This window comes from Chryseomicrobium excrementi, from assembly GCF_002798305.1.
Taxonomy (GTDB): domain Bacteria; phylum Bacillota; class Bacilli; order Bacillales_A; family Planococcaceae; genus Chryseomicrobium; species Chryseomicrobium excrementi.
On the sequence record NZ_PCGR01000001.1, the window covers coordinates 179716 to 200705 of the forward strand.

A 20990-nucleotide genomic window follows, 5' to 3' on the forward strand; every position below is an offset into this window, starting at 1 on the left:
TAGAAATAATTTCATTTTAAGGAGGTGAGAACAAATATGAATGAAAATAAGTACTTAGAAAATAAAAATGATGCGATGGGAGAGAACTCATTTATGAAAAAACTACTTAAAAAACGTTTGAATCAAAAAGGTTTGACACTAATTGAACTTTTAGCTGTAATTGTTATTCTCGCTATCGTTGCTGCTATTGCAATTCCAGCAATCGGTAATGTAATTGAAAATTCTAGATATGATGCAGTAAAAGCTGATGCTGCTAATGTAATGAATGCAGCTAATTTATATTTCACGCAAAACTCAGGTGCTACAACAGTTGATGTTGCTACATTAAAAAGCAATGGTTTCTTGCAGTCTGAAGGAAAAGTTACTGCAGGTACTGTAACAAAAGCAACTACAGGGAATACTCTAGAAACTGCTGCTTTACCGTTTAGTGGAACAAAAACAATAGAATTTAATGCCGCAACTATGGCGGGTATTAACCATACAAATATTAAAGGTTCTGAAGTTGTTACTGGAGTTACAGTTTCAGGTGGGACTGCAACACTCAATACAGGTTCTTAATACCAACCTTATTTGAGGCCGGAGCAATCCGGCCTGACATAAGCTTGGCATTACCAAGCAAGTAGATAGAGAACGGCAGAGAGGGGTCATGGGATGTTTCGAAAACGCGGAAGTCGGCAAGTGGTGTCGATGGATCTTCACGAAACGGTGTTGCGAGCGTTGGTGCGCCCGCGTGAGGATGGGGCGGACTGGACGCTGTATGAAGCAGCAGTTCCTGCTGGGTATGTAGAAGAAGATGTAATCAAAGACGAGATGGGCTTCATTTCGTGGATGAAAGAACAAGTAAATGCTTGGGGACTGAAACGAGAAGAAGTCCGTTATTTTGTACCGGACAGCTCGGTCATGATGAAAGCATTCGACCATCCGGATGATGTTACGACGGAAGGTCTAAAAGGGTATGTTCAAATGGAACTGGGGCGCTCGATTCAACTGCCTTTTGAAAATCCTCTACTCGATGTCTATGATCCAGTTGAAGGCGACCAAAAAGCGACACTTTTTGCTGCTCCTGCAGAAGAAGTGATGCGCTTTGCGAATATCTTAGACGATGCTGGAGTAGATCCAACCGTAGCGGATATTCGAGCTTTATCGTCTATTCGTTATTTTACGAAACGCAATTATTTTAAAAAGGAAAAAGCCTATCTTTTAGTAGAGTGGTTGATGACAGGCGCTGTCGTTACGATTTACCGAGATGGGTTAGTAGAGTTCCTTCGTTACCAACCATTCGAACGAGAAATTGGCACCTATAAAGCTTCAGAAGATGGAGACGATATTCGCTTTGCGTTGAGCGGAGACGAGAACGACTATCGCAATCAGTTGGTCGATCAAGTGACAGAGCTTGAGAGAATGATGACGTTCTACCGGTTCTCCATTCATAAAGGCGATATCGCAGTAGACGAAATCATTTCATTTGGAGAGTCTCCTCAGCTTGACTATATCGACGAAGTGCTTCGTGACAATCCGTCGTTCCCGCAGATTACGACCATTCGTGATGAAGACGTAGCGAAGTTTTATAATGGCTTTGGAACAAGTGATGTTTCATTACTAGGTCTGGCTTTAAAGGGGGATGTAAATGAATCCGGAAATTAATTTACTGCCCGTCTTTGAGAAGCGAAAGCCAGAAAGTTACCTTGGACTTATTCTATTTATTATCGTTCTTGGAGCCTTAATCGTGTTTCTCGCCATCTATCTGATGGGAATCAAGCAAGACGCAGCCGACTTGGCAGCAGAAGAGCAGAACTTGATCGCGCAGCGTGCTGCTCTGCAAGATGAAGTGGCAACCGGAGAACCTGCACCAGAGATCACGTATGCGGATGCGGTTTTATTCGTCGAAACGAACTCATACCCTGTGTCTCCACTATACGAAGAAATTCAAAACTTAGCCGATGCGAATACATATGTCCGAAACTATGCATTCAGTCCAGAAGCTATTACTCTCGCAGTTGATTTCGAAACGAAATCACAAGTTGCACTTTTTGTAGAAAATTTGATGAAGAGCAACTACTTCGAAAACGTTCAAGTAGACAGCATCGTTGAGTTTGAGCCACTTAGTACTACTGAAGAAACTGAAGGAGTAGTAGAAGAAGAGGAAGTCGCGCCACGGTATACAGCCTCCATTCGTATCAAACCACTTCCTGAGTATGTTGCACAGGGGGTGACGCAGCCATGATGGATTCAATTCGTGAAAACAAACGGGCAGCGTTCTTACTTTTAGGTGCACTTATCGCACTAATTCTTGCAGGGGTTTACTACTTATATATCATTCCTTTACAAGCTGAAAACGAGGCAAAGCGCAATGCCAATGCCTTAATTCAAGCTGAAATTGTTGCACTTCAAGAGCAAGCAGGTGATGGTGAAGAAGAAGTTCCCCTTCAAGACGACCCATACGAACTAATGAAAAAAGTACCGAACCAACTTGAGCTCGACAAGATCATTCGTACAATCGAAGAAATTGAATTGATCACACAGACGAAGGTAGGGAGTGTGACATTCAACGGCTACGAGTCTGAAGGTGTGACTGGATTCGTCGAAGAAGAAGAGGAAGAAGTCGTCAACGAGGAACCGGAAGAGCAAGCCGAAGACCCAGCAACTGATGAAGAAACACCAGAGCCTGGTGACTCGTCAACAGAAGCTCGTGAAGAAGCCGCTACTGAAGAGACTCCGATGTCGACAATCTCGGTTGCAGACCTGCCGCTTGAGCTTCGCATGATCACGATGACAGTCGATGTCACAGCCGAGACAGAAGAGCAGTTGGTTGCTATAATGAAAGAAATTGAAAATTTAGAACGTGTGTATCGCATAGATTCTCTTGATACAGGATTACCTGGAGAAGAGCAGATTGCTACAGAGGCAGAGGAACAAATCAGTGCATCTCTAACGATTACCACTTTCTATTATCTCCAATAAAATTGAAAGGGTGGTTGCGATGGAAGTCGGACAGATAGCAGTGTATGTGCTTGTCTACCTTCTTCCAGCAGCCACTCTTTTTATGTTGTCTGTCTTAGCACTTCTCTCCAACCCGTCGAACCGTGACAATCAAGTAGTAGCGGCAATTCCTTTTTTATATTCAGCGTTGTTTTTTGTAGAGTTTATTCGCCACTTGTTGCCGATCTCTGCAAGCCCAGTGATGGTGACTTTTATTTTTGGCAATATTGGTCTGTTGATGCTTGGCGCATCTCTGCATCTCTACCTCCAAATTAGCCGTGTCTATCTTCATAAAAAAATCTGGTTGTATCCCTTCAGTTTATACATCCTTCCAATAATCTTAATATTCGTCAACTTGTTTAGTGGAGGAAATGTCACAAATAGTGATTTTTTCACGCAACAAGGATTATGGATAGTTCCTGAGTATAACGCAAAGTATTATGGAACAATGGCTGGTTCTATTATCCTGATTCTTGTTTCCGTATGGATTATGAATCTTGGAATCCGTTTAGAATCTGATAGAGGAAGAGTGAACTTACTATTATTTATTCGGAACGGCTCAATTGTCACATTACTTTCCATGCTCATACTAGGGTTGGTGAGCTTCGGTAGTTTTTTACCACCCCATTCCTATATTTTGATTGGGCTCATCTTCAGTGTGTATTTAACGATTGCTATTTATAAATTCAATTTGATTCCCTCACTTGCAGAAAGGTATAAAACGATTTTTTCCTTAAATCCAAACGCGCTAGTGATTGTCAATGAAAGATGGGAACTCATCGAATTCAATGATGCAGCGAAGAAGCAAATCAAAAGATTTGGACTGAAAGGGTCGAACTTAAAAGACATGCTGAGTCAAATCCATATTGCCGATCAATTTGTTGCGTTCATTGATGAATTGCAGAAGTCACCACTGCACCATCAGACAACGATATCGTTCGAGGCAAACGCTCAACTAATCCATCTTCGAATTGACGGGGCTGTTATGAAAATCGATGCGAACACGCATTATGCTATCATTTTCCGAGACATGACATTGGAAATCGAGAACACCAAGCTAGTCAACAAACTAGCTTATCAAGACTCGTTGACAGGTATAGCGAATCGGACCTATTTTGTTTCTGAGCTTGAAAAATCGATTGTTCTTGAACAACCGGTCGGTGTGATGCTACTTGATTTAAATCGGTTCAAAGAGATCAATGACAAGTTTGGTCACTTTAGCGGTGACGAAGTGTTACGTGCTATTGCTGATTTGCTTGTTGAGTCATTTCCTGTGCCTCATATCGCCGCACGTCTCGGTGGTGACGAGTTTGTCGTGCTGCTTCGAGACATCACGAGGCAGTCTCAGCTTGAAGAAAATATCTCGTTCATCCGCAGAAAAGGAAAAAATTTTACTCTGACTCTAGGAGAAAATGCGGTGCCTGTCGAATATAGTGTAGGTGGCGCGTTTTATCAGACTGGAGATACGCTCGATGAGTTGTTGATGCGAGCAGATGAGCAAATGTATAAAGAGAAATATAAAGATCGTCCCCATGAAAGGAATTCATTCAATTGACTGTTGTTGTAGCTGCATTTTTCTTTGTGTATGGTTTAGTGTTTGGTAGTTTTTATAATGTGGTGGGGCTCAGGGTTCCAAAAGGCGAATCCATAGCTCACCCACCTTCTCATTGTCCGACCTGTGACCGCAGGTTGACGATTCTCGATTTAGTACCCGTATTTTCCTACGTTTTTTTAAGAGGTAAATGCAGAGGGTGCGGGACGAAGATTAGTCCAATCTATCCTATGATGGAATTGATTACAGGTGTGTTGTTTGCGGTCGCATACTTGCATTTTGGCTGGTCGTGGGAGTTGGCAGTAGCTTTACTATTTTATTCTTTGCTAGTTGTTCTGACAGTTTCAGACCTTGCCTATATGTTAATCCCAGACAAGTTCTTATTATTCTTTGGGATTCCTCTTATATTACTGCGAATGGTGGCGCCACTTGAGCCATGGTGGGATAGTTATTTAGGAGCGGCTATTGGCTTTGTATTTTTGCTTCTGATTGCAATTATTTCAAGAGGAGGTATGGGTGGAGGGGATATCAAACTTTTCTTAGTGATTGGAATCGTGCTCGGAACTGTCCATTCATTAGTCGTTCTAGGACTTGCTTCTGTGATTGGTTTAATCTTCGGATTGATTTCGTTACGACTCACGAAGAGCGGTCGCAAGACGCCGATTCCTTTTGGTCCCTCCATTGCCATTGCAGCCGTCATCGTCCATTTATACGGCACCGAGCTGATTGATTGGTACTGGAACTTATTTTAATTGATCTACACCTACTGTTTCTCTAAAGAGAAATGCAGTAGGTGTTTTTTGTCTGGAGTTGTTTCAATACCCATTCATCGTTCGACTTCGTTTTTAGCTAGGTTGGGGTAGTGTCTTTTATAAAGGAGGCGAACGGTATGATTCGATCTATACAAAAAGATATGGGCGTCTATATGATTGCCATCGCGCAAGGGGCGCTCATTGGCGTTGTCGGATTCTTGTTGATGGGGTACTTAATCACCTATCTAGACAAAACGGCCCTAGTAACTGAAGTGTCGACGGTTCCTGTTATCGCGCAAGAACAAACTAACGCAACGGCTACTGAAGAAAAGGAGAAGGCTTACACTTATTGCACGATGCAATATGGAGTCTTTTCGACTGACGTAGCAGCGAAGAACCATTTGAAACAACTCGAGTTGGCTACTGCGCAACTGGTAACTCTCAACAGTTATTTATTCACTTGGGACGGTCTCACCGCGGCACCGGAAGGTCTAGAGAAGAAGCCGGATACCCAACCGTTCACAAAAGAGGTGATCGTGAAAGCGAAAGGATGTCCTGCAACCATTGAATTGCTTGCAGAAAACTTAGCTAAGCTCGATGATCAAAATTTTATTTTGAGCGAAGCAAAGGCCAGAAAATTTAAAAGTGAGGAAATTTAAAAGTTGCAAAAAGTGCTAAATGCTATCAAAGAACATCCTTCCAAAGCCTTATTCACACTGAATTCCACAAGTCCTGTATCGCTATCGAACTAAATTAACTGACGCCGTAACAATGCCATTATCGCAATTGTCACCAAGTTTTCAGCAATTTTGAAGCGCGCTACACTATATGGCAAAGGGGGAAACCAATGACCAAACTACTAGCAGACTCATTTGAAATGATTCGAGATGTGCATCACGAAGACCGACCACGCGAGAGACTCATCCAGCAAGGGGCGCAGAGCCTCTCCAACCAAGAACTCCTCGCCATCTTGCTTCGCACCGGAACACGAGATCACTCGGTGCTGTCCGTGTCGAACGAGATACTCAAATACTTCGAACGTATCCATTATTTGAAGAATGCCACGATTGAAGAACTGAAACAGATCAAAGGAGTGGGAACCGTTAAAGCTGTACAATTACTCGCTGCTGTGGAGTTTGGAAGACGCCTTGCGACTCAAGACGTCCAGGACAAGGTGACGGTCCGGTCTCCAAAAGACGCAGCCGATTACATCAAGCACGACTTGCATCACTTGATGCAAGAACATTTCATCATTTTATTTTTAAATGTAAAAAATCAAATCATTCATAAGCAAACCATTTTTATCGGAGGACTTAGTGCCTCGATCGTGCATCCGAGGGAGGTGTTCCGAGAGGCGATAAAAAAATCCTGTGCTTCTATTATCGCCGTGCACAATCACCCAAGTGGAAATCCAACTCCTAGTCCTGAAGACATCGCTGTGACGAAGCGACTACGGGATGCTGGCCAAATAATGGGTATCGAGTTGCTCGACCATCTCATTATCGGGGACCATCAGTTCATCAGTTTGAAAGAAAAGGGGTACATGTGAGACTGTATTATTTTACTTCTATCGTCTATAATGAACTTTATGACGTCACTTGGAGTGACAGCGATAGAAAGGAAGTTGGAACGTGTTTGGATTTGGAGCAAAAGATATCGGGATCGATTTAGGGACCGCTAATACACTTGTATTTATGAAGGGGAAAGGCATCGTCTTGCGTGAGCCTTCCGTTGTAGCTAAAAATACGCAAACAAATGAAATCGTAGCTGTCGGGAACGACGCACGTAATATGATTGGCCGTACACCGGGGTCTATCGTAGCAATTCGTCCGATGAAAGACGGCGTTATTGCAGACTATGACACTACGTGGAAAATGATTGAATACTACATGAAAAACGGCTTGAAAGCTGCTGGAAGTTCATGGAGTAAACCAAATGTCATGATCTGTGTGCCTTATGGTATTACATCTGTTGAACAACGTGCCGTCATCGATGCAGCGAAACAAGCAGGTGCTCGTGACGCTGTGACGATTGAAGAACCATTTGCAGCAGCGATTGGTGCGAGTTTACCGGTTTGGGAACCAACAGGCTCTATGGTCGTCGATATTGGTGGAGGAACTACAGAAGTAGCCGTGATTTCACTTGGCGGTATCGTAACAAGCGAATCAGTACGAGTTGCAGGGGATGCGATGGATTCAGCTATCACTAGCTACATTCGCAAAACTTACAATCTGACGATCGGTGAACGTACGGCAGAAGCTATCAAAATGGAAATCGGTTCAGCTCTAGTTATTGGTGAAGAAGATAAGATGGAGATTCGTGGACGTGACTTAGTAACAGGTCTACCGAAGACGATTGAAATCTCTTCTAAAGAAATCGCAGATGCTCTTCGCGAGTCGATTACTACAATCATTGATGGTGTGAAGCGTACACTTGAAAAAACGCCTCCAGAATTGTCTGCGGACATCATGGAACGTGGGATTATGTTGACAGGCGGTGGCGCGTTACTGAAAAACTTGGACAAAGTGATCAGTGACGAGACGAACATGCCGGTCTTCATTGCAGAAGAGCCACTGGATTGTGTTGCTGTCGGAACAGGGATGGCCCTCGATCACATGAATGAAATTCGCAAACAACAACCACGCCGATAAGGAGACGTTGACATGCCATCATTATTTTCTGCTAAACGCTTAATCTTATTATTGGTGGGCATGATCGTTCTTGTTGTGTTAATCAGTTTTACACTCCGCGGCCGCGACAACGCGAATCCTGCGGAGTCATTGATAAAGGATGTCGTTGGTTTTGGTCAATCTTTGGTTGCCAAACCAACGCATTTTGTCGTTGAACGTTATAAAAATGTCGAAGATTTTCTCCATACATATGAAGAAAATGAGCGTTTGAAGGCACGCATCCAAGACTACGCTGCTGTGCAAGCCGAAGTTCAACAGCTCCAGCAAGAGAATGCAGAGCTCAAAGAACTGACGGAAGTACAGGAGGACTTGAGCGATTATGAGCCGATTCGTGCTACAGTCATTGCACGAAACCCAGAGCAATGGGATGAAAAGATTATTTTAGACCGTGGAAAACTACACGGTGTATCCGCCAACATGGCTGTTATGACGGCACAAGGATTAATCGGAAAAGTAACGCTAGTTACGAACCGCACAGCTACTGTTGAGCTCGTCACGACACAAAATCCGAACAACCGTATTTCGGCATTTGTTGCAGAAGACGAGACGATTTTCGGTTTGATCGAAGGCTATGACGAAGAGCGCCGCGAATTGATCCTGCGTCGCCTTGATACGAATGCAAAGATTGAAAAAGGGCAAAAAATCACGACATCAGGTCTAGGAGGCATCTTCCCGAAAGGTCTTTATATCGGAGAAGTGACGGAAGTGACTTCTGACGATCATGGTCTGACAAAACTTGCTTATGTAAAACCAGCTGATGATTTCCTGACTCTTAACCAAGTGATGATTGCGGCACGTACTGTGCCAATGGTCTCGGGTGAGGACGGCACAGCTGAAGGAGAACAAGCTGCGGAAGGAGAGGACAGTGAATGATTCGAGTTCTTGTCGTCTTCGTCGCGGTTTTTCTCTTTTATATGGAGCCTGTCTTTGGACTCCTTTCACCCGTTAGTATAGGGCAAGAGTTCTATATTTTAGTTCCTCGTTTTTTACTAATCTACTTGGTATTCGTGGCGATTTACTACAATCGAAAGCGGGCCATCTTGTTCGGTGTGATTTTTGGTCTCTTGTATGATGTGTTTTTCATTGATATTATTGGATTGTATACCTTTATTTATCCGATCCTGATTTTCACTAGTGTGTGGGTGATGCGCTACATTCATTTGAATGTGTTGACACTCTCGCTTTTGATTTTACTTTTATTAGCAGGATTGGAGTCGTTGCTGTTCGTGTTCAATACGATTATCGGCACGACGACATTAGTCTTTGATGAGTTTTTACAGCTACGTCTGATTCCAACCATGATCGCAAACTTTGTGTTTGTCGCCGTCATGGGCTGGTTCTTCAAGTGGCTGCTCGTCCAGCGGTACGAACAAAAATATCACGTTAACACATGATAGATGGGGTGAAGTGTTTGTCGAAACAACAAGGAATCACCATCCGAGGCACAAAAGATGGACTCGTCATGCGCTTCGATGACCAAATGGGCTATCAGGAGCTGCTCATTGAACTGAATGCAAAACTCAATGAGGGAGCATTCGATGGCCAAGCCGAGATGACCGTCCAATTAGGCCACCGGTATTTAACAAATGAACAGAAAAAAGATCTGATTCAGCTGATTGAGAAGAATCAGAAGATCCGCATCACTAAAGTACAAAGTGAAGTCATCACCGTCGAAGAATGCAACCAGCGTTTGATTGAGAAGCAGTCCGAGACGTATGTCGGCATCGTTCGTTCCGGTCAAATTGTCCGAGCACAAGGAGATCTCGTCGTCATTGGAGACATCAATCCGAATGGTCGCGTCATCGCAGGGGGCAACATTTACGTGTTGGGCCGTCTCAAGGGGATTGCTCACGCGGGTGCGAATGGCAATCGCAATGCGGTGATTGCAGCGAGCTGGTTGGAAGCGACACATCTTCAAATTGATGACGTCCTCGAGACGATGACGGACGAACTTACAGTACTTTCTGAACATCCTGAAATGGAATGCGCGTATTTACATACAACAGGGAGGTTGGTCATCGACCGACTCCAAGAATTAAGACGGATTCGTCCGGACATCTCGACGTTTAAAGGAGGAAGCTAATGTGGGACAAGCAATCGTAATTACTTCAGGTAAAGGGGGCGTGGGCAAGACCACGTCTACAGCCAACCTGGGAACTGCATTGGCTTTACAAGGCAAAAAAGTTTGTCTGGTGGATACTGACATCGGTCTCCGCAATTTAGATGTAGTCCTCGGACTTGAAAACCGCATCATCTATGATTTAGTAGACGTAGTGGAAGGGCGTTGCAAAGTGCATCAAGCCCTTGTGAAAGACAAGCGCTTCGATGACAAATTGTTCTTGTTGCCGGCTGCTCAAACTGCTGACAAGCATGCCGTGTCACCGGAACAAATGAAAGAACTAATTACTGAGCTTAAGCAAGACTATGATTATATCTTGATAGACTGCCCTGCGGGTATCGAGCAAGGCTACAAGAACGCTGTTGCAGGTGCGGATCAAGCTATCGTTGTCACGACTCCAGAGATTTCTGCAGTGCGTGACGCGGACCGTATCATTGGACTCCTTGAGCAAGAACCAAATCTAGAACCGCCTAAATTGATCATCAACCGAATCCGTCAGCACTTGATGGATAAAGGCGAAGCATTAGATGTCAATGAAATCACCACACACTTATCGATTGATCTTCTTGGAATCGTTGCAGATGACGAGCGTGTCATCAGTTCCTCAAACAAAGGGGAGCCAATCGTTATGGATCCGACGACCAAGGCAGCTCAAGGCTACCGCAATATCGCCCGTCGTATCTTAGGTGAATCTGTGCCTTTGATGTCCATGACCGATTCTAAAGGCGGCGTATTCTCGAAGCTGAAATCGATTTTTACAAAATAAGTTAGAATGCCAGGAGCTACTAAGCTCTTGGCGTTTTTTTGTGAAGTTTAGTTGGGTGTGAGAAGTTCCCAGGGGTTATTTCGTTAAAGAGTTAACTTGGATTATGCGAATAAGCTTTTTTGGAGGTGGCACGATTCGGTCCTATGGTGGCACGATTTGGCTTAGACTTGGCACGATTTTTTGATGGTGGCACATTTCTCAGAGGTTGCCGCGATTCGCCTAAATCCTGTCGCGAACCTCCTAAGTCCAACACCCCAAAGTAACTCTAAACCTCTTAATTTAGGTATAGTCTCTCACACATAGAGCATACAGTTTGGAGGCCGAAACGAATGGACCGGGTATATTCAGTGGACCAAAGCAAAGCAACTCTTCGTCTACAGTGGAGGGCCGCTTGCAACTGTTGAATTGATCGCGCTGATTTTAGCCATGCCGCTTCCTATCCCTCATCAAATTCTACAAATCCAGTGGTGGATCTTACTCGTAAACTTACTGCCATCCCACCACTAGACGGAGGGAACATGGTACACATCCTGTTTTCAAAAACCCGCTTTCAATCAATTGCGAACAGACTCTTCTACGCTGCGCTCATCGTAACGTCGCTCTTCGCTGCCAATCAGTTTTTTCTTGAAGCGAATGCATTTCCGATAGTTGTTGTAGGTGTACTTCTTTATGAAAACTATCTCCGTATAAAGTCTTGACGCTCGCGTCTCGTTTGTGGTATTCTATTTGATGTTAGTCTTTGTAGCACCTGTGGCTGCAACCGCACTGAGAAGGTTCAAGTATTCCGTTTGGAATCACCTGATGGCAGGCGAGTCTAAGTATATGAGGAGGTGCAGGAATATGTACGCAATTATTGAAACTGGTGGTAAACAAATCAAAGTTGAGGCTGGTCAAGAGATCTACATCGAGAAATTGAATGTAGAAGCTGATGAGACTGTAACATTTGATAAAGTTTTATTCGTTGGTGGTGACGATGTGAAAGTTGGGGCTCCATTCGTGGAAGGCGCAACTGTAACAGCGAAAGCCGTGAAGAATGGTAAGGCTAAGAAAATTACTGTCTTCAAATACAAAGCGAAGAAAAACTACCGTAAAAAGCAAGGTCACCGTCAACCGTACACGAAATTAGTTGTTGACGCAATCAACCTATAATCATGATTCGTGTTGTTTTCAACCGAGATGAGGCAGGGATGATTCAGTCATTTTCGATGTCCGGGCATGCTGAGTTTGATGAACATGGCAAAGATCTAGTCTGTGCAGGAGCTTCTGCTGTTGCATTCGGCGCAGTCAATTCTCTCTTTGAGAATGGCAAGATTGAACCTATCATTGATCAAGGCAAAGATGGAGGCTACTTAGCCGTCGAGATTCCTCACTTAGAGGATGAGATGACAAGGTTCCGAGTCCAAGTGATTCTAGAAACACTTCGTACATCGCTCGAAACGATAGAAAACGATTATAAGCAGTATATAAAAATATCCTATAACTAAACAGGTGGTGAGACACATGTTAAGATTAGATCTTCAGTTTTTCGCATCGAAAAAGGGAGTAGGTTCGACTAAGAACGGTCGTGACTCTCAATCTAAACGCCTTGGCGCTAAACGCGCTGATGGTCAATTCGTATCTGGTGGTTCAATCCTTTACCGTCAACGCGGTACAAAGATTCACCCAGGTGAAAACGTAGGCCGTGGTGGTGACGATACACTTTTCGCTAAAGTTGATGGAGTTGTTCGTTTCGAGCGCTTCGGACGCGACAAGAAAAAAGTGAGCGTATACCCAACAGCTCAAGAAGCATAAGCTTATCGGTTAAAAGGACTGCACTTGCAGTCCTTTTTCTTTTGAACACTGTACGCATACAGTGGAATTATTCCACCTCACAAGGGTATAATTAAGACACATTCGCTGTGGAGTTGAGAGAAATGAGAGACACCATTGAAATCAATGATCTATTGCGCACTATCAATCATGATGCGCTGAATCGGCTGCAGGTGATGCAGATGAATCTAGATTTAGGTCGCACGGAAGAAGTGCGTCGTCTAATCGAAGAATATTCGTTGCGTTGCCAACACTTTTTTAGGCTGAACAATGTAGGGTTCAAGAAGACCAACAACTGGTTGGAAACGATTCATATGCATCATCCGGAGCTGAAAGCCACGTATGAAGTGGTCGGGAACCGCAAAGCAACGGTGGAACAAGACGAAGAAATGGTCCTGATGTTCCAAGCGTTCACCGCTCAGATGAAAGAGCGGTTTATCGGGTACCAGGATCAATTGATGCACGTGGTGTTTTCTATGGATACCCCTCTTCATATTTCCATTCAGTATGTCGGCAATTGGTCGGACTTGAAAGGAATCTCTTGTGGACAGGATACCGAGTTTACAACGGAAGTACAGGAATATACAAAAACCTCTCTGAAGCTAGAAGTAGTGGAGCGAAGAGAACAGGAGTGAGAACATGTTTGTCGATCACGTGAAGATTTACTTAAAAGGCGGTGACGGCGGAGATGGCATGGTTGCCTTCCGTCGTGAAAAGTATGTACCAAATGGAGGACCAGCTGGTGGAGACGGCGGTCGCGGCGGGAACGTCGTATTTGAAGTAGACGAAGGTCTTCGTACGTTAATGGATTTCCGTTTCAAGCGTCACTTTAAAGCGGACCGTGGAGAACACGGTGCGACTAAAGGCATGCACGGTCGCGGAGCACAAGACATGGTTGTTAAAGTGCCACCGGGTACCGTCGTTATCAACGAAGAGACAGGAGACATCCTTGCAGATCTAGTTGAGCACGGTCAACAAAAGACAATCGCTAAAGGTGGACGTGGAGGCCGCGGAAACATCCGTTTCGCCACACCACAAAACCCTGCACCAGAGCTGTCTGAAAAAGGCGAGCCTGGCCAAGAGTTAAACGTTATTTTAGAACTGAAAGTATTAGCAGATGTGGGTCTAGTCGGGTTCCCGAGTGTAGGAAAATCCACATTATTATCGGTTGTCTCAGCAGCGAAGCCAAAAATCGGTGCCTACCACTTCACAACCATCGTACCAAACCTTGGAATGGTCGATATGGAAGACAACCGAAGCTTTGTTATGGCCGATCTACCAGGTCTGATTGAAGGTGCATCTGAAGGTGTCGGACTTGGTCACCAGTTCTTAAAGCATATCGAGCGTACGCGTGTTATTGTGCATGTGATTGATATGTCGGGAATGGAAGGGCGCGACCCGTATGAAGATTACGTCACGATCAACGAAGAGTTGAAGAACTACAATCTTCGCTTGACAGAACGCAAACAAATTATTGTCGCGAACAAGATGGATATGCCAGATGCAGAAGAAAATCTGCAGGCATTTAAAGAAAAAGTCGGAGCGGATGTTGAAATCTTCCCGATTTCAGCTGTGTCTCGCCAAGGCCTACAGCCTCTGCTGTATGCAATCGCGACAGCTCTTGAAACGGCACCAGAATATCCACTTCATGAAGTAGTGGAAGAAGCATCGGATAAATCCGTTCTTTATAAACACGAGGCGTCTAAAGACGATTTCGTGATTACTCGTGATGATGACGGTGCATTCGTGTTGTCTGGCGGTACGGTAGAGCGCGTCTTCAAGATGACGGACTTCTCTCGTGAGGAATCGATTCGTCGCTTTGCACGTCAGTTACGTGGAATGGGAATTGATGATGCACTTCGTGAGCGCGGTGCGAAAGACGGCGACACCGTTCGTCTTCTAGAATTTGAATTCGAATTTATTGAATAGTAGTCAGTAGGAAAGGCGGAGCGAACGTGAAGGATGTAACCAACCAGCATTTTTATTTGGTGCGTGAAGACGTACTGACAGAAGCAATGCAGAAGACGCTTGAAGCAAAAGCGCTTCTCCAAAATGGCAAGGTGAATTCAATTTGGGACGCTGTGAAGGAAGTCGATCTTTCTCGCAGTGCCTTCTATAAATACCGGGACGCCGTCTTTCCGTTCCACTCCATCGTGCAAGAGCGCATCTTAACAGTGTTCTTGCAGTTGGAGGACCGTGAGGGAACACTTGCCCGGTTGTTGCAGCTCGTTGCAGAAAGTCAGTGCAATGTGCTGACGATTCACCAGACGATCCCGATCCAAGGGCGCGCAAGTGTCACTTTATCCTTAGATGTCACAGCGATGAGCAAAGACATCAACGAGTTTTTAACAGAAATGAAGCGTCTTGACTTCGTGGAGACTGCGGATGTCATCAGTTCGGGGGCATTCTAATGACGAAGATTGCGTATCTCGGACCGGAAGCGTCGTTCACTCATTTAGCTGCGAAATCTCTGTTTCCTTCTGAATCTTTAGTGCCAATGAGGACGATTCCGGAGTGCATTGAAGCAGTTTCGCAAGTGAAAGTCGATGTGGCGGTAGTCCCTGTCGAAAATGCTCTTGAAGGAACCGTGCCACTTACGATTGATTATTTGTTCCACGAAGCAGATGTCTACATACAAGCGGAAGTGCTCGCTCCTATTGCCCAACATCTTATGGTCCACCCGGATCATGTTGCGCGCTGGGACCAAGTGGAGAGGATTTATTCGCATCCACATGCACTGGCACAGTGTCACAAATATTTATCATACCGATTACCCCAAGTTCCCACTGAACAGTACTCATCTACTGCTGCAGCGGCAAAGCTGTGTGCAGAGAATCCTGAGATGGCGATTGCAGCGATTGCGAACGAGACGGCTGCTCATGAGTACGGGCTTGTGATTGTGGAACGTGATATTCACGATTTCCACTTCAATCACACACGTTTTCTTGTGCTCGGATCTGAAAAGAATCAGTTGACGTTCAAAGGGCATCAGCCACAGATTAAGACGACATGGATGTTGAAGTTGCCTCAAGATGACCGTCCAGGTCTTTTGCATCAAGTATTGTCTGTATTTGCGTGGCGCCGATTGAACTTGAGTAAAATCGAATCCCGTCCATTAAAAACAGGTCTTGGCCATTATTTCTTTATCGTGGACATTCTCGAACAAGAGGACCATGTCATGATGCGCGGGGCAGAAGAGGAACTGACATTTCTTGGCTGCACGGTGAAAAGTCTAGGTTCGTACACGACGTACGAGACAGAGAGTGATTGAGTCGAAACCCTTCTTCGGAAGGGTTTTTTTGTTGTTTTGGAGGGAACGGCACAAAGCGCGATGGAAAGGGCACAAAAAATTTCCGGAAGTCACAAAGTGAACTCCAAAGGGCACAAATTAAGCACCTAAAGTCACAAAACCCTTTCTAGTCAAACATAAAAATATTATGGAAACAATTAAATAGACAGAAAAAATCCAGCCAACAAAGGCTGGACTTTATGTTCAATTTTCAATCAAATACCCTTTTCGACGAAGCGCTTCTTTCGCCGCATCAATTTTATCTTGCGAATCTGAAGTCAACCAGTGGAGGTGGGTTCCATCTGTCATTTGAAGGAGCAGCGTCGCATTGCTCTGTTGCAACTTTTCCATAAAGTCGTTGATCTCATTGCGATTCGAGACCATCACGCGTGCTGAGATTTCTCCGTAGACGGGATGCTCAACGGTCACATCTTCTACAGAAACCCCACAATCGATGATGGTGTTCAATTCATCCATAGTGTTCTCTGGTAGGTGATGGCACACTACACGCTCACGCACTACGTTTTCAGATGTTTCGCTAAACAAGATGTAGCCTTGGCTCGTCGCAATAATAGGGTGACCTGCCACTTTCAACAAATTGATGTCGTTGACGATGACTTGACGACTGACCTGTGCTTGTTCAGCAAGATCTGCTCCTTTAACTGCTAGTTGTTGTTGCTGCAATGTTTCAAGAATCCATTGGCGCCGTTCTTCTCCTTTTTTTCGCATCGTGCTCATCCCTCGCATCTTCTAAGTTGCTCCTAGTGTACCATGCCATTTGCGATTTTTCATGTCACAATTTCAAAACCGTTGCATTGGATGTAGAGAAATGAAAAGCGAGGCATGTGGTGCAAGTTCACACAATCTAAAAAGGCGATACGTTGTGGAAAATCGCCAAAATGTATGGCGTTGATTTTGAAGAGTTGAAAGCGGCCAATCTGCAGCTCCTCATCGTTGAGCACCCCGATTTTCTCAGAGTTTTGGAAGAGCAGCCCGCGGGACTCAGGTACCCGAATGAACTGTTTCGTGAGTGGCTCGCTTTTCTTCAAAAACCACATCCTAAAAAACAAGAACGTTTGTTGGCATTTAGCGCAAAAGCGATAGAAAATCACCGCAAACTATGGTATGATGGGTACTATGAAACGCTCGTGACGGCCGCTACTGTTTAGCGGCCTTCTTTGTTGAGTGAAGGCGAAATGGGGAACTTAGATGTACGATTACATAAAAGGCGAGATTGCCCGCATTACACCTGAATACATCGTGATCGACCGGGACGGACTTGGATTTCAAATCTTGACACCGAATCCGTTTCGTTTTCAGGTAGGACAACAGGAACTTGTTTATACCTATTTGCAAGTTCGTGAAGACTTGCAACAATTGATTGGGTTCAAAACGTTATCAGAACGTGAACTGTTTCGAAAGCTCATCCAAGTGACTGGGATTGGACCTAAAGGAGCGCTTGCTATTCTTGCCAGTGGTCAACCAGAGCAAGTCATCGGAGCCATCGAACGAGAAGACGATGCTTTCTTAGTAAAGTTTCCGGGAGTTGGGAAGAAGACGGCTCGCCAGATCATTCTCGACTTGAAAGGCAAGCTTCATGACCTAGCCGATGTGGAATATACAGACGGCTTGTTTGAACTCGAAGACGATGCACAGCCCGCAGTAAATCAGTCGCTCGATGAAGCTCTCCAAGCACTTCAAGCACTCGGGTATTCTGAACGTGAACTGAAAAAAATTGCTTCGAAATTAGAAGAGTTTGAGAACGAGACGACAGATGTCATTATGAAAAAAGCATTGCAACTACTTTTTGGCAGTTAGGAGGAGACGACCGTGACGGACCGAGTGATAACAAGTGACGCTACCCAGTTTGATGAGCCGTTTGAAGAGACCTTGCGCCCCGACACGCTCGGCTCGTACATCGGCCAAGCACAGATCAAAGAAAACTTGAGTATCTTCATTCAAGCAGCAAAGCTGCGTGAAGAAAGCCTAGACCATGTCCTTCTCTATGGACCACCAGGACTCGGAAAGACCACCCTTGCCAATGTCATCGCAAATGAAATGGGTGTCCAGATCCGCATGACGAGTGGACCTGCAATTGAACGCCCTGGAGATCTAGCTGCGATTGTTAGTGCACTAGAACCTGGAGATGTGTTGTTCATTGATGAGATTCACCGCTTGAACCGTGCGATTGAAGAAGTGTTGTATCCGGCAATGGAAGATTTTTGCCTCGATATCGTCGTAGGTAAAGGACCGACTGCCAAATCGATTCGTCTCGACTTACCTCCATTTACATTAGTTGGGGCCACAACGCGTGCAGGATCGCTCTCTGCGCCACTTAGAGACCGTTTTGGGGTCTTATCGAGACTAGAATATTACGACGAGCTGGCACTTACAGAAATCGTCAGACGCAGCAGCCGTCTGTTTGGCGCTGAAATTGAAGACCGTGCAGCTGTCGAGATTGCTCGACGTTCACGAGGGACACCTCGTATTGCCAATCGCTTGTTGAAACGAGTTCGTGATTACGCTCAAGTTCGAGGCGATGGGCGTATCACGGAAGCTCTCGCAATTGAAGCTCTAGAATTGTTGCAAGTGGACCGTCGAGGTCTCGATCACATCGACCACAAACTCGTGCGTGCCATGGCAGAACGCTTCCGTGGAGGTCCTGTAGGCCTTGATACGCTTGCCGCGAGTGTTGGAGAAGAATCTGCTACACTAGAAGAAGTGTATGAGCCGTATTTGTTGCAGATCGGCTTCATCCAGCGGACTCCAAGAGGCCGGATTTTAACGCCACTTGCGTATGACCATCTTGGAATACCCGTACCAGAATGATAGCAAAGGAAGTTGACTATGAAAGTAGAAGATTTTGATTTTCATTTGCCAGAGGAACTGATTGCTCAGACACCTCTTGCAGACCGCACGAGCAGTAAGCTACTTGTTGCAGATTATCCAAATAATGAGTTGCATCATACAACATTTCAACATATCCTCGACGAATTGCGTGCAGGAGACTGCTTGATTTTAAACGATACGAAAGTGATGCCTGCCCGACTTATGGGAGTCAAAGAAGAAACGGGCGCTTCTGTTGAAGTGCTTCTTCTGACACAACTTGCAGACGATGAGTGGGAAACACTTGTCAAACCTGCGAAACGCGTGAAAATCGGTACGGTCATCTCGTTCGGAGATGGCTTGCTGACAGCGACGTGTACAGCAATCAAAGATCACGGGGGCCGTGTGTTCAAGATGAACTATGACGGCGTCTTCTTTGAAGTGCTGGATCAGCTTGGTGAGATGCCACTCCCTCCGTATATCCATGAGAAACTAGAAGACCGTGATCGCTACCAGACCGTATACGCGAAAGAGCAAGGCTCTGCAGCGGCGCCTACAGCGGGTCTTCATTTCACTTCGGAATTATTAGAAGCGGTGGAGAAAAAAGGTGTGAAGATTGGCTATGTCACATTACACGTAGGTCTTGGAACATTCCGACCAGTCAGTGTGGATACGATCGAAAGCCACGAAATGCACGCTGAGTTCTACCGCATGCCTCAAGTGACAGCAGATCTAATTAACGAAACGAAAGCAACTGGAGGCCGTGTCGTAGCAGTTGGAACTACTTCAACTCGCACGCTCGAATCTGTTGCAAAGAAGTTTGACGGAGAAGTGAAAGAAGACAGTGACTGGACATCAATTTTCATCTATCCAGGCTTTGAGTTCAAAGTCATCGATGCGATGATCACGAACTTCCACTTACCAAAATCCACGCTCGTCATGCTCGTCAGTGCATTGACGTCTCGTGACTTTATACTAAACGCTTATCAAGAAGCGATTGACCAGCGCTACCGTTTCTTCAGTTTTGGAGATGCGATGCTGATCAAAGGAAAGGATTTCAAATGACAGCGATTCGCTATGAACTATTGAAAAAAGACAAACAGACAGGGGCACGCCTCGGAATCGTCCACACACCGCACGGTTCGTTTGAGACTCCGACATTCATGCCAGTAGGAACACAAGCTACTGTAAAAACGATGTCTCCCGAAGAAATCAAAGGAATGGATGCTGGAATCATCTTGAGTAACACATATCACTTGTGGTTACGCCCTGGTCACGAGATTATCCGTGAAGCAGGCGGCTTGCATAAATTCATGAACTGGGACCGCGCCATCTTAACAGATTCAGGCGGTTTCCAAGTGTTCAGCTTGAGTGACATGCGTAAAATCGAAGAAGAAGGCGTTCATTTCCGCAATCATTTGAACGGGGACAAACTGTTCTTGAGCCCGGAAAAATCGATGGAAGTCCAAAACGCGTTAGGATCAGATATTATGATGGCATTCGATGAGTGTCCACCATACCCAGCTTCGCACGAATACATGAAAGCATCTGTTGAGCGTACATCTCGCTGGGCTGAGCGTTGTATGACGGCACACACAAACACAGACAAGCAAGGCTTGTTTGGAATCATCCAAGGAGGAGAGTACGAAGACCTTCGTCGTCAATCGGCTCAAGATATCATCTCACTCGACTTCCCAGGATATGCAATTGGTGGTTTGTCTGTAGGGGAACCAAAAGACGTCATGAACCGCGTTTTGGAGTTCACAACTCCACTTATGCCAGATAACAAACCGCGTTATTTGATGGGTGTGGGTTCTCCTGACTCCTTGATTGACGGAGCTATCCGTGGCGTCGATATGTTTGACTGTGTACTGCCCACTCGCATTGCACGTAATGGTACGATGTTCACGAAAAAGGGCCGGTTAGTGATCAAAGGCGCGAAGTTTGCACGTGACTTTGGACCTGTAGACGAGACGTGTGATTGTTATACGTGCAAAAACTATTCTCGCGCTTATTTGCGTCATTTATTCAAAGCGGATGAGACATTTGGCCTTCGTTTAGCGTCGACACACAATCTTCATTTCTTGATGAACCTTATGAAAGAAGTGCGTCAAGCCATTCGTGAAGACCGATTACTCGACTTCAAAGAAGAATTCTTCGAAGAGTACGGCTACAACAAACCAAATGCAAAAAACTTTTAATTCGAGT

The 20990-nt window shown here is 45.1% G+C and carries 26 protein-coding genes and 1 other annotated feature; of the genes, 25 read left to right on the top strand and 1 reads right to left on the bottom strand.

Going from position 1 to position 20990, the window contains the following annotated elements; all coding sequences use genetic code 11:
• Positions 1-36: 36 nt before the first annotated feature.
• From CQS04_RS00895 to pheA, 20 genes are all read left to right on the top strand, one after another.
• The gene (locus CQS04_RS00895; RefSeq protein WP_342745753.1) at positions 37-558 is read left to right on the top strand and encodes a prepilin-type N-terminal cleavage/methylation domain-containing protein; all 522 of its coding nucleotides are present in this window, start codon (positions 37-39) and stop codon (positions 556-558) included.
• A gap of 93 nt (positions 559-651) precedes the next feature.
• The gene (gene pilM / locus CQS04_RS00900; protein WP_100352345.1) at positions 652-1644 is read left to right on the top strand and encodes a type IV pilus biogenesis protein PilM; all 993 of its coding nucleotides are present in this window, start codon (positions 652-654) and stop codon (positions 1642-1644) included.
• Positions 1628-2224 (top strand): PilN domain-containing protein, encoded by a 597-nt coding sequence (locus tag CQS04_RS00905; RefSeq protein WP_100352346.1) that lies wholly within the window; start codon positions 1628-1630, stop codon positions 2222-2224. The genes pilM and CQS04_RS00905 overlap by 17 nt, the downstream gene beginning before the upstream one ends.
• On the top strand, positions 2221-2961 hold the full coding sequence (locus tag CQS04_RS00910; RefSeq protein WP_100352347.1) for a hypothetical protein: 741 nt from the start codon (positions 2221-2223) through the stop codon (positions 2959-2961). Before CQS04_RS00905 ends, CQS04_RS00910 begins: the two co-directional genes overlap by 4 nt.
• A gap of 19 nt (positions 2962-2980) precedes the next feature.
• Positions 2981-4534: a GGDEF domain-containing protein gene (locus CQS04_RS00915; RefSeq protein WP_100352348.1), complete on the top strand. Its 1554-nt coding sequence runs from the start codon at positions 2981-2983 to the stop codon at positions 4532-4534.
• Positions 4531-5283, top strand: coding sequence for a prepilin peptidase (locus CQS04_RS00920; protein WP_100352349.1), 753 nt, complete (start codon positions 4531-4533; stop codon positions 5281-5283). The genes CQS04_RS00915 and CQS04_RS00920 overlap by 4 nt, the downstream gene beginning before the upstream one ends.
• A gap of 137 nt (positions 5284-5420) precedes the next feature.
• Positions 5421-5942, top strand: coding sequence for a hypothetical protein (locus tag CQS04_RS00925; protein WP_100352350.1), 522 nt, complete (start codon positions 5421-5423; stop codon positions 5940-5942).
• 188 nt (positions 5943-6130) lie between these two features.
• Positions 6131-6832: a RadC family protein gene (gene radC, locus CQS04_RS00930; RefSeq protein ID WP_279327664.1), complete on the top strand. Its 702-nt coding sequence runs from the start codon at positions 6131-6133 to the stop codon at positions 6830-6832.
• Positions 6833-6914: 82 nt separating this feature from the next.
• On the top strand, positions 6915-7934 hold the full coding sequence (locus tag CQS04_RS00935) for a rod shape-determining protein (RefSeq protein WP_100352351.1): 1020 nt from the start codon (positions 6915-6917) through the stop codon (positions 7932-7934).
• Between the two features lie 12 nt (positions 7935-7946).
• On the top strand, positions 7947-8846 hold the full coding sequence (gene mreC / locus CQS04_RS00940; protein WP_100352352.1) for a rod shape-determining protein MreC: 900 nt from the start codon (positions 7947-7949) through the stop codon (positions 8844-8846).
• Positions 8843-9367 (top strand): rod shape-determining protein MreD, encoded by a 525-nt coding sequence (mreD, locus tag CQS04_RS00945; RefSeq protein WP_100352353.1) that lies wholly within the window; start codon positions 8843-8845, stop codon positions 9365-9367. The genes mreC and mreD overlap by 4 nt, the downstream gene beginning before the upstream one ends.
• A 17-nt stretch (positions 9368-9384) precedes the next feature.
• On the top strand, positions 9385-10056 hold the full coding sequence (minC, locus tag CQS04_RS00950) for a septum site-determining protein MinC (protein WP_100352354.1): 672 nt from the start codon (positions 9385-9387) through the stop codon (positions 10054-10056).
• Between the two features lies 1 nt (position 10057).
• A complete protein-coding gene (minD, locus tag CQS04_RS00955; RefSeq protein ID WP_100352355.1) occupies positions 10058-10858 on the top strand; it encodes a septum site-determining protein MinD in 801 nt (266 codons plus the stop codon).
• Between the two features lie 748 nt (positions 10859-11606).
• Positions 11607-11684, top strand: a sequence feature (ribosomal protein L21 leader region).
• A 14-nt stretch (positions 11685-11698) separates the two neighbouring features.
• The gene (gene rplU, locus CQS04_RS00965) at positions 11699-12007 is read left to right on the top strand and encodes a 50S ribosomal protein L21 (protein WP_100352357.1); all 309 of its coding nucleotides are present in this window, start codon (positions 11699-11701) and stop codon (positions 12005-12007) included.
• A 2-nt stretch (positions 12008-12009) separates the two neighbouring features.
• Positions 12010-12342, top strand: a complete 333-nt coding sequence (locus CQS04_RS00970; protein ID WP_100352358.1) for a ribosomal-processing cysteine protease Prp — start codon at positions 12010-12012, stop codon at positions 12340-12342.
• Positions 12343-12358: 16 nt separating this feature from the next.
• A complete protein-coding gene (gene rpmA / locus CQS04_RS00975) occupies positions 12359-12649 on the top strand; it encodes a 50S ribosomal protein L27 (RefSeq protein WP_094944214.1) in 291 nt (96 codons plus the stop codon).
• A gap of 122 nt (positions 12650-12771) precedes the next feature.
• Positions 12772-13302 (top strand): Spo0B domain-containing protein, encoded by a 531-nt coding sequence (locus CQS04_RS00980; RefSeq protein WP_100352359.1) that lies wholly within the window; start codon positions 12772-12774, stop codon positions 13300-13302.
• Positions 13303-13306: 4 nt separating this feature from the next.
• Positions 13307-14596: a GTPase ObgE gene (gene obgE, locus CQS04_RS00985; protein WP_100352360.1), complete on the top strand. Its 1290-nt coding sequence runs from the start codon at positions 13307-13309 to the stop codon at positions 14594-14596.
• 26 nt (positions 14597-14622) lie between these two features.
• Positions 14623-15078, top strand: a complete 456-nt coding sequence (locus CQS04_RS00990; protein ID WP_094944219.1) for an ACT domain-containing protein — start codon at positions 14623-14625, stop codon at positions 15076-15078.
• Positions 15078-15938, top strand: a complete 861-nt coding sequence (gene pheA / locus CQS04_RS00995) for a prephenate dehydratase (protein ID WP_100352361.1) — start codon at positions 15078-15080, stop codon at positions 15936-15938. The genes CQS04_RS00990 and pheA overlap by 1 nt, the downstream gene beginning before the upstream one ends.
• A gap of 222 nt (positions 15939-16160) precedes the next feature.
• On the opposite strand, the gene CQS04_RS01000 is transcribed toward pheA, so the two are convergent.
• Positions 16161-16685, bottom strand: coding sequence for a transcription repressor NadR (locus tag CQS04_RS01000; protein ID WP_342745754.1), 525 nt, complete (start codon positions 16683-16685; stop codon positions 16161-16163).
• 152 nt (positions 16686-16837) lie between these two features.
• On the opposite strand from CQS04_RS01000, the gene CQS04_RS14035 reads away from it, so the two are divergent.
• Genes CQS04_RS14035 through tgt form a run of 5 tightly spaced genes read left to right on the top strand, consistent with a single transcriptional unit; the run spans position 16838 to position 20983 of the window.
• Positions 16838-17125: a LysM peptidoglycan-binding domain-containing protein gene (locus tag CQS04_RS14035; RefSeq protein WP_425430235.1), complete on the top strand. Its 288-nt coding sequence runs from the start codon at positions 16838-16840 to the stop codon at positions 17123-17125.
• A 40-nt stretch (positions 17126-17165) separates the two neighbouring features.
• Positions 17166-17774 (top strand): Holliday junction branch migration protein RuvA, encoded by a 609-nt coding sequence (gene ruvA, locus CQS04_RS01010; protein ID WP_100352362.1) that lies wholly within the window; start codon positions 17166-17168, stop codon positions 17772-17774.
• 12 nt (positions 17775-17786) lie between these two features.
• Entirely contained in the window at positions 17787-18785 is a 999-nt protein-coding gene (gene ruvB / locus CQS04_RS01015; RefSeq protein ID WP_100352363.1) for a Holliday junction branch migration DNA helicase RuvB, read from the top strand.
• Positions 18786-18803: 18 nt separating this feature from the next.
• Positions 18804-19847: a tRNA preQ1(34) S-adenosylmethionine ribosyltransferase-isomerase QueA gene (gene queA, locus CQS04_RS01020; RefSeq protein ID WP_100352364.1), complete on the top strand. Its 1044-nt coding sequence runs from the start codon at positions 18804-18806 to the stop codon at positions 19845-19847.
• Positions 19844-20983, top strand: coding sequence for a tRNA guanosine(34) transglycosylase Tgt (gene tgt, locus CQS04_RS01025; protein ID WP_100352365.1), 1140 nt, complete (start codon positions 19844-19846; stop codon positions 20981-20983). Before queA ends, tgt begins: the two co-directional genes overlap by 4 nt.
• Positions 20984-20990 lie beyond the last annotated feature (7 nt).